The organism is Vibrio profundi (assembly GCF_043642225.1).
Lineage (GTDB): Bacteria > Pseudomonadota > Gammaproteobacteria > Enterobacterales > Vibrionaceae > Vibrio > Vibrio profundi_A.
In genome coordinates, this window is sequence record NZ_JBHZSF010000001.1 from 533,320 (window position 1) to 544,326 (window position 11,007).

An 11,007-nucleotide genomic window follows, 5' to 3' on the forward strand; every position below is an offset into this window, starting at 1 on the left:
CAGGCTGAACCAGAAAATGTAGTAAGACAACTCAGGTTTATTAATTAAATAAAGACTGATTTAGCATCAAATGAACGACGATACTTGCAGCGTATCCAAGTGAAATCACCGGCATCCATTTAAGGTGTCCGAAGAAGGTGTACTTTCCGTGCGCCGCTCCCATAAGCGCCACACCAGCGGCACTACCTATCGATAATAAACTGCCCCCCACTCCCGCGGTTAGCGTAATCAATAACCAGTTGCCCATTGACATCGTTGGTTCCATCGATAACACGGCAAACATAACTGGAATGTTATCGACGATCGCAGAAAGTACCCCAACCATAATATTCGCCCATACTGGATCCCATTGGCTATACATAATCTCAGAAGCCATTCCTAAATAGCCGAGTAAGCTCAACCCTCCCACACACATCACCACGCCATAGAAGAAAAGCAATGTGTCCCACTCGGCGTGAGATACACGTCTAAATACGTCAAATGGCACCACAGACCCTAATCGTTTCAGCTTGTTTTCATCATTATTGGCAATCGCAATAGCGGTTTTACGCGCTAATGAACTAGGTAAGGTTTTACGTAGGAAATAGCCGAAAAATTGGAGGTATGCGAGACCCATCATCATGCCCATTACTGGTGGGAAGTGCAGCGCAGCATGGAACGCGACGGCAGTCGCGATGGTTAGGATGAACAACCCCACGATTCGACGGGCTCCTCTTTTTAGTTCAACCTCTTGGTGGACTGTATCTGGCATGTCTTTAGGTAAGAAGCACGACATGATCACTGCGGGTACTAGGTAATTGATGACAGAAGGTAAAAACAGCGGTAAGAATTCTGAAAAGCTGACATGCCCAGCTTGCCAAACCATTAAGGTTGTAATATCTCCAAACGGGCTAAATGCTCCCCCAGCATTGGCGGCAATTACAATATTCACGCACGCCAAATTTACGAATCGGATGTTGCTCCCTGCAACTTTCAAAACGACGGCACACATGAGCAAGGCGGTAGTCAGGTTGTCGGCAATTGGTGAGATAAAAAAGGCGAGGAAGCCTGTTAACCAAAATAACGTTCTAAAGTTAAAGCCTTTGCTTACCATCCAAGCTTGCAGTGCATCAAATAGTCGGCGTTCTTCCATCGCGCTGATATAGGTCATGGCGACTAATAAAAACAGCAGAAGCTCAGCATACTCTAGTAAATTGTGTTCCAGTGCCTGCTTAGCTACATCGATCATATTGTGTTGCTGGTAGACAATACCAATGATGATCCAAATTAAACCAGCCGCAAGAAGAACGGGCTTGGATTTCCTAAGCTTTAAATACTCTTCCATCATCACAATGATGTAAGCAATGCTGAAAAGGCCAAGAGCAAGGAAGCCGGGAAATGAGTTAGTGAGATCTAATGGGGATTGGGTGTTAGAGGCCGACGCGAGAGCTGCAGGCGCAAATGCACACGTAATAATAAAAAATACCAGTCCAATCCCTTTCATTTGTCACGTCCTTATATTCAATTACCTGAGTAGCGTAAAAATAGTAGACGTAAATCAATGAGCTAAGTGTGAGTTGTATCGAATTACCACAAGAGCTTGCAGTAAATGTAGGGGATTAGTTTCGAATAAAGAGCTCCCTTTTTTGGAAAGAGAGCTCTTTATTAAATCGTTACACTGCGTTTGCGATGGATGCATCTTCACTTAGTGGTGAGACTTCAACAGGCCAACCATATGACTCGTATTCCGCTGCAAGCTGAGCGGCAACAAGGTTAGATACCGTTGCGCAGATCCAGATGCCGTTGCCCATGACTTGATACTTGAGTGTTTTCAGTTCCATATTCTTAACCATTATTCAGTGATTTTTCTGAAAGGAATGGTATTCAATAAAATCATTCTGATATTTTGTATGAGGCTCAGATCCTTCACTTTGTGGCTCACCATTCTGATGGTTGGTTAGTGCATATTTACCGTATGAATTAAAGTTAACTGTGATGATGTGCTATGAAAACTAAGGCTATGTTTTTAATTGATAATTATACTAATTGTATGGATGTTGACTCATGAATTGTAAGATATCTCTTACAAGAATTAGAGAAAATGACGCGCTTTACGCTGCTGAATTTTGATGGATTTTCGAATGGTTCATATGGTTGTTATTTTTTAGTTTATTAGTGGTTAACTTGGTGTGATTAATGATTTACTAGTTTAATATATTGAATTTTATCACGTATCACACATTTCGCTCTTGTTTGAGGTTTGGTGTTTTATTTGGAAACTTGCTTGATTTTTATCATGAACCACTCAGACAATCTCTAGCACAATCTATACGTGTTCTGTTCCACACAAACAATATGTATAGAGGCAACTATGACAAATCCAGCAAACACCGATCGTAAAGTGACGATTGGCTGCTATATCGCATTAGCGTTCGCTATTGTGTTCTTCTCTGGGGTGATGCAATCAAATGAGTGGTATGGCGTATTTGATTTCACAACCCTTAACGGTTCATTTGGGCAAGTTGCTGCAGGCGTTACTGAAACGGCTGATGGCATTCAGGCGACAACGACAACATTACGTGGCCAGGGCGGTAGCGGTGCTCGTGATGGCTTTATTTTTGCCGTAACACTTATCCCAACGGTCATGTTCGCTTTGGGGATGATCAATGTTCTTGAACATTACGGGGCGTTAGATGCGGCTCGTAAGCTGCTTACTCCTTTACTTCGCCCGTTAATGGGGATTCCAGGTAACTCTGGTCTAGCGTTGATCGCTTCATTACAAAGTACCGATGCTGGCGCAGCAATGACACGTCAGCTTAAAGACGAAGGGCATTTAACTAAACGTGAAACGGATGTCTTCACTATGTTCCAATTCACGGCTGGTGCGGCGATTGTGAACTTCTTCTCATCGGGTGCGGTTCTGTTTACGTTAACGATGGCAGATGGCTCTTTAGCGGTGAGCTCATCGATCGGCTTAGCTGTCGCGGTGATGTTTATCTTCAAATTTGTAGGCGCGAACCTATTTAGAATTTACCTCAATATCACTGAAGGAAAGGAAGATAAAGACAACACGAAGAAAGAAGCACCATTAAAAGAGGAGACGGCATAATGTCTGAAGTAAAAGCGAAAAAACCTATGGTGACAGATATCTTCGTAGAGGGCGCGAAAAAGGGGTGGGTGATCGCCACGACTTCGACTCTTCCTAATGTACTAATGGCATTTGTTATTATCAAAGCATTACAAATTACTGGCGCGTTGGACATGATGGGCAGTGTTTTTGCTCCTGTAATGGCAGTGTTTGGGCTTCCTGGTGAAGCGGCGGCGGTTCTGATTGGTGCGTGGATGTCGATGGGTGGTGCGGTAGGGGTTGTGATCACCTTGTTTGATCAAGGTATTTTGAATGGTACCCATATCGCGATTTTAGCGCCTGCTATTTACTTGATGGGTTCACAAGTACAGTACATGGGACGCATTATGGGACCGATTGGTACTGAAGGGCGATACATTCCAGTGATGATTGCTATCTCTGTCCTCAACGCCTTAGGTGCCATGTTTGTTATGAATATGATTTTGTAGAACCAGCGAACTACGCAATGTGAAAAAGCCCGCTAGTCTAGCGGGCTTTTTTAAACTCGTTTATTTTTACTTTAAAACGGCGGCGGTTGCTAAACAGCAAAACCCAATGGTGAGATAAAAGAAATTTCTCATCCAAGTACCCAACTCAACAAACGGGATGAGTTCTTCTACTGCCCACATAACTCCTCCTTGAGTAACGTTACTATGATTGTTTACTCTATCTTTGTTCTCGGCATTATTTTGTGAGTCATAACCAAGTTATTAGGTCGGGTATTCCTGAGTGATTTGAGTTGTGAGTCAATTCTCACTTTCATGGTTTAGTCTTTTATCTGCTTTTAATTCAATCAATTAGTGTTGATTCTGAAAATACTCCAACCAATGAGAATTCTTTTTTATGAAGTGACTCGAATCTGTTGGAGCGCTTTTCATTGGTTGCGTTTTTACATGGAATACAGGTTGCATAACCGACAGTTGCTACGAATTATTCCCTTAATATACCGGGCTATTTTATAAATCCTTGCTAGGTTGATAGCTTAAATTATGTGCTACAGCCAAGGCCGTATCGTTGGATTGGCGTCAGCATTCAATCACCTAGAAGGAAAGAAAAATGAAGATGAGAGCCATTCCATCCTCGATGATACTAGGCTTGTTATCGTTGGGAAGTATTAGCGAAGCAAGTGCACACGGTTGGGTCGAGTTCCCAAGTGCGAGACAGAACACCTGTTATTTGGACGGCGGTTTTTGGGATAACAATATTCCCAATCAAGCGTGCCAAGCGGCTTATGATACCTCTGGAGCATACCCGTTTGTTCAGCGAAATGAAGTAGCGGCGAACGTCCCTAACCATCAAGATATGGCGCACGTTAAAGCGATAGTACCAGACGGCACCTTATGTGCTGCAGGCTCAAAAGCGAAAGAGGGGTTGGATGTTGGTTCGAGCCATTGGCAACGTACCGCGGTTAGCCTAGATGAAAATGGTCAAATTGATTTGGTGTTCAACGCGACAGCGCCACATAACCCGTCTTACTGGCAATTCTATCTAACCAAGCCTACGGCCGACCTTGCCGTCCCTTTAACGTGGGATGATTTAGTCCTGGTGGATACTAGTGGCAATGTGCCAGTCGGTGAAGACAAAAAATATCGTATCAAAGTAACACTGCCGACGGACAGAGCCGGAGATGCGGTGCTCTACACTCGTTGGCAACGCGAGGACCCAGTCGGTGAAGGATTTTATAACTGTAGTGATATCACCTTTTCAGGCTCGGGCACGGCACCACCGGATCCTGTAGACCCAACACCACCTGCGAATAACCTGACTGATTTAGGTTACTTCGTATCGACAGAGTTTGGAGCGGTGGAAACAGGAGATACGGTACGATTTAGAACGTTTGATGCTAGTGGTACAGAAACCACAGATATTCAATTGGCTATTACTGCGAACAATACCTCAACTTGGTCCGCAGAGCTGGCGGGTCAATTCAATGACTCGAAGAAAGGAGAGTGGTTTATCGGTATCTGGCATGAAGCAATGAACCATTACATGTTCGATACTTCAAATGTATACGCTAACCGCGTATTTGCCCCGGATGCAGCACCAAGCTACCAACTTTCTTTGATTAAAGCGGTTGATCCAATTCCTCCAATTCCACCGAGCAGCACATGGAGTGCTGATGCAGTGTACGAAAGTGGCGATATCGTATTCCACAATAATCGAGAATGGACCGCGCAGTGGTGGACGAAAGGTCAAGAGCCGGGCACGACAGGTGAATGGGGTGTTTGGCGTTAATTTCTGATGAATAAGTGACCAAACCGACACTGTTAAAATTAAGGGGTGTGATTAATTTGCTGAATGAATTGTGAGTGGATTAGATTGGCTTTTTTATAAAAGTGAATGAGATTGACTTATGATGACTGCACTTTATGCATCCCTTCTAACCATATTGATGATTTGGCTTGCGCTTCAAGTGATCAAGCAACGACATGCCAACAAAGTCGCGTATGCCGATGGTGGCGTTGAACCTCTTCAAATTGCGCGTTCTGCGCAAAGTAACGCGATGGATTATATCCCTATCACCATTATCTTGATGGGATTTGCAGAGTTTAATGGTATGCATGTATGGCTCGTTCATATCATTGGCATCGCATTCATTGCTGGTCGCATCATTCACGCCAAAGGTATTTTAGGGGAAAATCTAAAAGGTCGAGTATTAGGTATGAAACTTACCTTAGCCTGCATGGTAAGCCTTATCGTTCTAAACTTGGTATATCTACCCTTTGAACAATTTTTATAAGGCTTAATATGCCAATACGTTTGCCTCCTCCTTGGGTGATAGTCTTTTCAGGCCTTATTCTCAATGTGCTCGCGATAGTGGTATCGAGTGTTGTGATTGACAAACTATCGGCAGAGCAAAGCCAATATGCTGAATTGAAAAGCAGTAACGTGTATTCGATTCAACTGGCTTGGAATCAGGTGGAAACACTCGAAAGGAAGCGAGAGTCTGTGCTGCTTCATTTGAATTTAGCTTCTAACAAAACAGTGTTACCTGCGCTTGATGAGGTATTAAGAGGGCAGTTATCAGTGTGGGTGGGGGAGCCTGTCCCAAGCATTAAGCTCGAAAACTTGCCTAACCTTATGATGCAAATAAATACCGCACAGCAATCCCAGCGTGACCGAATTGATGACTTTTATCTAGAAAACTTATCGCTGTCTGAAACGATGCAAGCTCTTGAAGATAAAATGACTATCTACAAAAACGTTGCGCTATTTTTGCAAATTTTTGGCTTGGCATTGATTCTCGCACGAGATTTAGCCCGCAAGCCGTAATGGTATTTATGGGGTATCAGAACTGGGCAGGTTCGGGTGCTGTAGATGTTGGTAATTGGGCAGGTGGGCTCGTAGCCCTTGGAAGGTGGAGAGTGCGGCTGAAATAGAGAGCTTGTTGGCAAGCCAGTCTGGCAAGATACCACCAGGATCAGCAAAAGCGGTGTAAGTGATATGGGTGGTACCCGAGGTTAATGGCTGCAAAACCCACAGCGCGTTCACTTTGGTGATTCTCAAGTAGTCTTCATTTTTGGCAAGATACGTCGATGCATCTTCAATTTTAAGTTCAAATTGACCATTCCCGACTTCATATTTTGAATAGGTCACCATGTCTCTGTCGCGCGCAGGCCAAGGTGCCCGAAACTGCGTGTAAACAATATTTTCATTACTTGATAATTGCACCAGTACTTCACTTTTCGAAGCATTTTCTATCCAGTTTGGGATATTTGGGGTGTCTTCCAATAACAGCAAGAAGCCGGAGTAACTGGTGTTTACCTGCATTTGGGCTTTGATTTCTATGAGCCCGTCGGAATGTGGCCGCTTGTGTAGGATGATGCCATCTTCACTTTTTACAAACAGCCAAGGTTGTGTTGCAGAAGCGTAGACGTTTGCAGTGAATACGCAGCTACTCATCGCAAAAAGTAGCAAACCAGCGAGTGTGCTTTTCATTTTTCATCCTGTAAAAAGAAAAGGTTATAACTAATTTAAGTGTGAGCTAAAAGTTATAACCTTTCTAGCAGGATTGCGAATGTAATGTGGGCTTCTTTTACCTCATCCCCAAATCCATAGTTGGTTTATCATCTCAACAACCATTTTTTTAGGGGCGTTTTTTCAAAGCCAGCGACAAGAGCAAAGCTCAGGAAAATGACCGATACATAAACAATGGCGTCTTTTGCTAACCCGACAATCTCAAGCATTCCCATCACGTTAAACATCAAAATGATAACCAGCAAATGACTGACGTATATGCCTAACATCCGCTTAGAGAGCAGAGATACCCATTTCATGTTGCCCACTTTAGGGTTGGCGAGCAACAACATGAACACCCCAAATGCCCAGAAAACGGTGCCAAATAGGAAGTCGTGCTCGTTAAACGCCATGTCATAATCCATCAGCCAAAACGCTTCATAGAAATGCACCGCCATTCCAAGAACCAAACTTACTAATGCCCACTTGGATGAAATTCGCCATTGGTTTTGTCGAACCATGAACCCTATGGAAACCATTAGCGTGCTGAAAAATGGGCCATTTCGAGTAAAGAAAGAAGGCTCAAATTCGGTAAGATTAATGTAACTTCCCGCTAATACCCCGTACAGGTAGAGCACTGTGGCAACAGGGAGAATGAACCGATGTAAGCTCATATCAATCAGCGCAGCAAGGATTAAAACGGCAATCACCAATGCGGGAATGAACCATAAATGAACTAACCCTCCCTCTAACAGAGAGTTTAATGGCGCGGTCATTAAGAAGCTCCAATAGCCTTCCCTTTCTGCTAGGTAGCCATGCTCAAAAACGGTGGCTAAGTTGAAAGGCATTAGTAAAGAAATGATGCTCCATGCCAACCATACTTTGAGTAAAGGTTTGGAATAACGGCTGAGTGTGCCCCACGGGTCTTGCTCGAGTTTAGGTTGGATTAAGTATCCAGAAATTAGGAAAAATAACGGGACGGCGAAACGTGCACTTTGGTTTAGGAGATAACCTACCCATGGAACTTGATCTACTTGCCAATAAGTCAGCGCCATTTGACAGTGCAGCCCTATGATAGCGAGGATGGCAATCACTCGCCCAAGTTCGAAACTAGCAATTCTTGGTGTTTGAGAGGAAGACATAATAGAAACCTCAGATTAGTCGTGGTTAAAATCTATCAGCCTTATTGCACATGTGGTTAGTGCTAAATCAAACAATCACATGCATAAGATTCTATTTGAGGGTAAAACTTTGAAGTCACTCGAGACTATATTAACTCAGTTGCTTTTAGGGCGAAGATGCCGAGGGTGCAAGTAATAAGCGAGGCGACGGTTGTTAACGCTATGATGTTAGCGGCTAAGGTAGCGTTGCCTCCCATAGCTCGCGCCATAACATAACTTGCCGCGGCGGTAGGGGCAGCACTCATTAAGAATATAAGCCCCAGATCCATGCCTCTAAAGCCAAATGCGAGCGCAGCACAGGTGATCAGCAATGGTGATAATATGAGTTTGTAACTTGTCGCAAACCAAGTGGGAGCTTTATCGTGTTTCAAAGAACCAATGTCGAGTGACCCACCAGTACACAGTAGCGCGAGTGGCAGAGTCATGTTGGCGAAATACTGCCCAGCGTCGGTGAGCATCTTAGGAATTGGGATCGAGAGTGCATAAAACACCACCCCTAGCATGATTGAAATGATTAACGGGTTTTTGGTTAAGGTTTTAGCGATTACCGATACCGCTTTAGTACCAGACTCCTCTCCCTTGGGAGTGAGTGCCACGACGGCTTGAATGTTGTAGAGCACCGTCATTGATGCCACATAAATAGCCGCTAAGGCGACGCCTTCATTGCCGTAAATATTAGAGACGTATGCCAAAGCGATAATCGCGGTGTTGGCACGGAATCCACCTTGAATGATCACACCTTGGTCTTTCGGTTTGTTGAACATCCACTTCGTTGAATACACGGTAAAGATAAAAAAACAAAAGTTTGCGAGTAAGCCAAAGGCCACTAATGCGCTACTGGCACCAAAGCGATGGGTTGATTGTACAATACTGAGAAAAAGCATCGCAGGGAGTGTGACTTGAAAGACCACTTTTGAGGCGACATCGATAAAATTTTCGTTGATTAACCCGATTCGTCTGAGTGCAACTCCAAGAAAAAGCATGAGACAAATCGGGCCAGTAATAGCGGCTGAAAAAGCAAATTGCTCCCAAAGAGTGCTCATTTTATCTCCTTAATCAACGAGTTCGATCCTTTGAACAGTATTTCATTCTTCCATATTTTCCCACTGGGTGACATTAATTACTCAAGATAAAGAATAAATAAATTGCAAAAAAGAACGAACGTGCTAAAAATAGAGTATTGAGTTATTTGATTGGTTGATGATGAGTAAAGGTAAAATAACAAAAGAGCATATTTTAAGCTGTGCTTTTTCATTGGCCAGTGAAAATGGATTAGAGAGTCTCACCATTGGTGCTTTAGCCAAAGAGTGTGGGATGTCGAAAAGTGGTTTGTTCGCGCATTTTAATTCCAAAGAGAACCTGCAAGTGTCGGTATTGGAATATGCGAATGCCATTTTTACTGAACGAGTAATTGTTCCTGCAAGGCAGTTGGGCGATGCTGATATCGAAGGGAAGTTAAAGCACCTTCTAACACATTGGCTCGGTTGGAATCACTCCTTTCAGGGAAGCTGCATGTTCATAGATGCTTGGAAAGATGCGGCAGAAACGGCTTGCCCGATTCAGAAAGCACTAAAAGCGTCCATTGCAGTTTGGATTAATTATCTCACTATTCAGATTCAAAAAGCGGTAGATTCTGAGCAGTTTCGAAGTGATCTAGACGCGAAACAAGCAACATTCGAGCTGTATGGTTTATACCTGAGTGCAAACTTGTTTTATTCCATACATGGTCAGCAAGCCAGTCACGATCACTTTTGGAGTGGCGTAGAAAGACTGATAGCCAGCTGGAAATAGCAATGACAGCGATAATCAAAAGAGGGAAACCTCTTTTTTTAACTACATAAAAAGCACGGTCGTTCGATTTTGGCGATTGGCACAAGGACAGAATCATGAGTGAGAAAATCTACTTCAACACTTCGACTAAGTTCAGCTTTAAGCGAAGCCTTATTGGAGCAACGACGAATCTGCATTACATCTTGGCCCCTTCTCATGCGAAGAAAACGGCTCGTAAGTTACTGCTGACCCCAGTGAGGACTGAACCGAAGAATGCTGAGCCAGAAGGATTGGTAAAAGGTGAAGTCGTCGGGCGTGATGGCGTTTTAAAGACTTATTCATTAGGTACTGGACCTGTGTGGGTATTGACTCACGGGTGGTCTGGCACAGCGAGTCAGTTTTATCCATTAATGGAACATATTGCTAAGCAAGGTTACACAGCCTTGGCGTATGATCACCCCGCACACGGAGGCAGCGAAGGTGTACATGGGCACATCCCAGCGTTTGTAAACGGCTTAGAAGCCATTTTAGATTCTGTTGATGAAGTTGTGGGGTTAGTAGGACACAGCATGGGTACCGCTTCTGCTTTAGAATGCAAGCATGCCAAGCTGGAACATAAGCCACTCCTGCTGATCGCTCCAGTCCTGGATTATTTAGACAACTTGTTTGGAAGTGTGGCGCGCTCGGGCTATTCAATGAAATTGTTTGAAGCGGTAGTAGGAGAAGTGGAAGAGCAATTTAACTACCCGATTCAGTCCGTTGACCCGTATGGAAAACTCGCTTTGAGAGAGTCCCAAACTATTATCGTTCACGATGAAAACGACAAATTTACTAAGTTTGACGTGTCGCAACGGGCGGCCAATGAAATGGCTAGAGTTGATTTGGTGGCGACGCAGGGACAAGGGCATGGCAGAGTGATGAAGTGCTCACAAGTGTTTGAAAGTTTTGACCGCTTAATTTAACAAGAGCTGCGTAGCGACTACAGTTTGAACA

The 11,007-nt window shown here is 43.9% G+C and carries 12 protein-coding genes; 7 read left to right on the plus strand and 5 right to left on the minus strand.

Annotation, left to right across the window (positions count from 1 at the left end; all coding sequences use genetic code 11):
• Positions 1 to 40: 40 nt before the first annotated feature.
• Both nhaD and ACHUFI_RS02550 read right to left on the minus strand, forming a co-directional pair.
• Positions 41 to 1,483, minus strand: coding sequence for a sodium:proton antiporter NhaD (nhaD, locus tag ACHUFI_RS02545; protein ID WP_394246694.1), 1,443 nt, complete (start codon positions 1,481 to 1,483; stop codon positions 41 to 43).
• Between the two features lie 169 nt (positions 1,484 to 1,652).
• Entirely contained in the window at positions 1,653 to 1,820 is a 168-nt protein-coding gene (locus tag ACHUFI_RS02550; RefSeq protein WP_394246695.1) for a hypothetical protein, read from the minus strand.
• 530 nt (positions 1,821 to 2,350) lie between these two features.
• Between ACHUFI_RS02550 and ACHUFI_RS02555 the strand changes: the two genes are divergently transcribed.
• The 5 genes from ACHUFI_RS02555 (at position 2,351) to ACHUFI_RS02575 (ending at position 6,379) form a co-directional block, all read left to right on the plus strand.
• On the plus strand, positions 2,351 to 3,088 hold the full coding sequence (locus ACHUFI_RS02555; RefSeq protein WP_394246696.1) for a nucleoside recognition domain-containing protein: 738 nt from the start codon (positions 2,351 to 2,353) through the stop codon (positions 3,086 to 3,088).
• Entirely contained in the window at positions 3,088 to 3,555 is a 468-nt protein-coding gene (locus ACHUFI_RS02560; RefSeq protein WP_394246697.1) for a YjiG family protein, read from the plus strand. Before ACHUFI_RS02555 ends, ACHUFI_RS02560 begins: the two co-directional genes overlap by 1 nt.
• A gap of 607 nt (positions 3,556 to 4,162) precedes the next feature.
• A complete protein-coding gene (locus ACHUFI_RS02565; protein WP_394246698.1) occupies positions 4,163 to 5,341 on the plus strand; it encodes a lytic polysaccharide monooxygenase in 1,179 nt (392 codons plus the stop codon).
• 118 nt (positions 5,342 to 5,459) lie between these two features.
• Complete coding sequence (locus tag ACHUFI_RS02570) at positions 5,460 to 5,846, plus strand: MAPEG family protein (RefSeq protein WP_394246700.1); 387 nt, start codon at positions 5,460 to 5,462, stop codon at positions 5,844 to 5,846.
• Positions 5,847 to 5,854: 8 nt separating this feature from the next.
• Entirely contained in the window at positions 5,855 to 6,379 is a 525-nt protein-coding gene (locus ACHUFI_RS02575; protein ID WP_394246701.1) for a DNA mismatch repair protein, read from the plus strand.
• 6 nt (positions 6,380 to 6,385) lie between these two features.
• On the opposite strand, the gene ACHUFI_RS02580 is transcribed toward ACHUFI_RS02575, so the two are convergent.
• The 3 genes from ACHUFI_RS02580 to ACHUFI_RS02590 form a co-directional block, all read right to left on the minus strand.
• Positions 6,386 to 7,045 (minus strand): START domain-containing protein, encoded by a 660-nt coding sequence (locus tag ACHUFI_RS02580; RefSeq protein ID WP_394246702.1) that lies wholly within the window; start codon positions 7,043 to 7,045, stop codon positions 6,386 to 6,388.
• 128 nt (positions 7,046 to 7,173) lie between these two features.
• Entirely contained in the window at positions 7,174 to 8,205 is a 1,032-nt protein-coding gene (locus ACHUFI_RS02585) for an acyltransferase (protein WP_394246703.1), read from the minus strand.
• 125 nt (positions 8,206 to 8,330) lie between these two features.
• Positions 8,331 to 9,287, minus strand: coding sequence for an AEC family transporter (locus tag ACHUFI_RS02590; protein WP_394246704.1), 957 nt, complete (start codon positions 9,285 to 9,287; stop codon positions 8,331 to 8,333).
• Between the two features lie 160 nt (positions 9,288 to 9,447).
• Between ACHUFI_RS02590 and ACHUFI_RS02595 the strand changes: the two genes are divergently transcribed.
• Complete coding sequence (locus tag ACHUFI_RS02595; protein ID WP_394246958.1) at positions 9,448 to 10,035, plus strand: TetR/AcrR family transcriptional regulator; 588 nt, start codon at positions 9,448 to 9,450, stop codon at positions 10,033 to 10,035.
• A 95-nt stretch (positions 10,036 to 10,130) separates the two neighbouring features.
• Positions 10,131 to 10,976 (plus strand): alpha/beta hydrolase, encoded by an 846-nt coding sequence (locus ACHUFI_RS02600; protein WP_394246705.1) that lies wholly within the window; start codon positions 10,131 to 10,133, stop codon positions 10,974 to 10,976.
• Positions 10,977 to 11,007: the final 31 nt, after the last annotated feature.

Excerpts from the sequence above, each read along its gene's own strand:
- nhaD (WP_394246694.1), bottom strand. The coding sequence starts at position 1,483 with ATGAAAGGGATTGGACTGGTATTTTTTATTATTACGTGTGCATTTGCG.
- ACHUFI_RS02550 (WP_394246695.1), bottom strand. The coding sequence starts at position 1,820 with ATGGAACTGAAAACACTCAAGTATCAAGTCATGGGCAACGGCATCTGG.
- ACHUFI_RS02555 (WP_394246696.1), top strand. The coding sequence starts at position 2,351 with ATGACAAATCCAGCAAACACCGATCGTAAAGTGACGATTGGCTGCTAT.
- ACHUFI_RS02560 (WP_394246697.1), top strand. The coding sequence starts at position 3,088 with ATGTCTGAAGTAAAAGCGAAAAAACCTATGGTGACAGATATCTTCGTA.
- ACHUFI_RS02565 (WP_394246698.1), top strand. The coding sequence starts at position 4,163 with ATGAAGATGAGAGCCATTCCATCCTCGATGATACTAGGCTTGTTATCG.
- ACHUFI_RS02570 (WP_394246700.1), top strand. The coding sequence starts at position 5,460 with ATGATGACTGCACTTTATGCATCCCTTCTAACCATATTGATGATTTGG.
- ACHUFI_RS02575 (WP_394246701.1), top strand. The coding sequence starts at position 5,855 with ATGCCAATACGTTTGCCTCCTCCTTGGGTGATAGTCTTTTCAGGCCTT.
- ACHUFI_RS02580 (WP_394246702.1), bottom strand. The coding sequence starts at position 7,045 with ATGAAAAGCACACTCGCTGGTTTGCTACTTTTTGCGATGAGTAGCTGC.
- ACHUFI_RS02585 (WP_394246703.1), bottom strand. The coding sequence starts at position 8,205 with ATGTCTTCCTCTCAAACACCAAGAATTGCTAGTTTCGAACTTGGGCGA.
- ACHUFI_RS02590 (WP_394246704.1), bottom strand. The coding sequence starts at position 9,287 with ATGAGCACTCTTTGGGAGCAATTTGCTTTTTCAGCCGCTATTACTGGC.
- ACHUFI_RS02595 (WP_394246958.1), top strand. The coding sequence starts at position 9,448 with ATGAGTAAAGGTAAAATAACAAAAGAGCATATTTTAAGCTGTGCTTTT.
- ACHUFI_RS02600 (WP_394246705.1), top strand. The coding sequence starts at position 10,131 with ATGAGTGAGAAAATCTACTTCAACACTTCGACTAAGTTCAGCTTTAAG.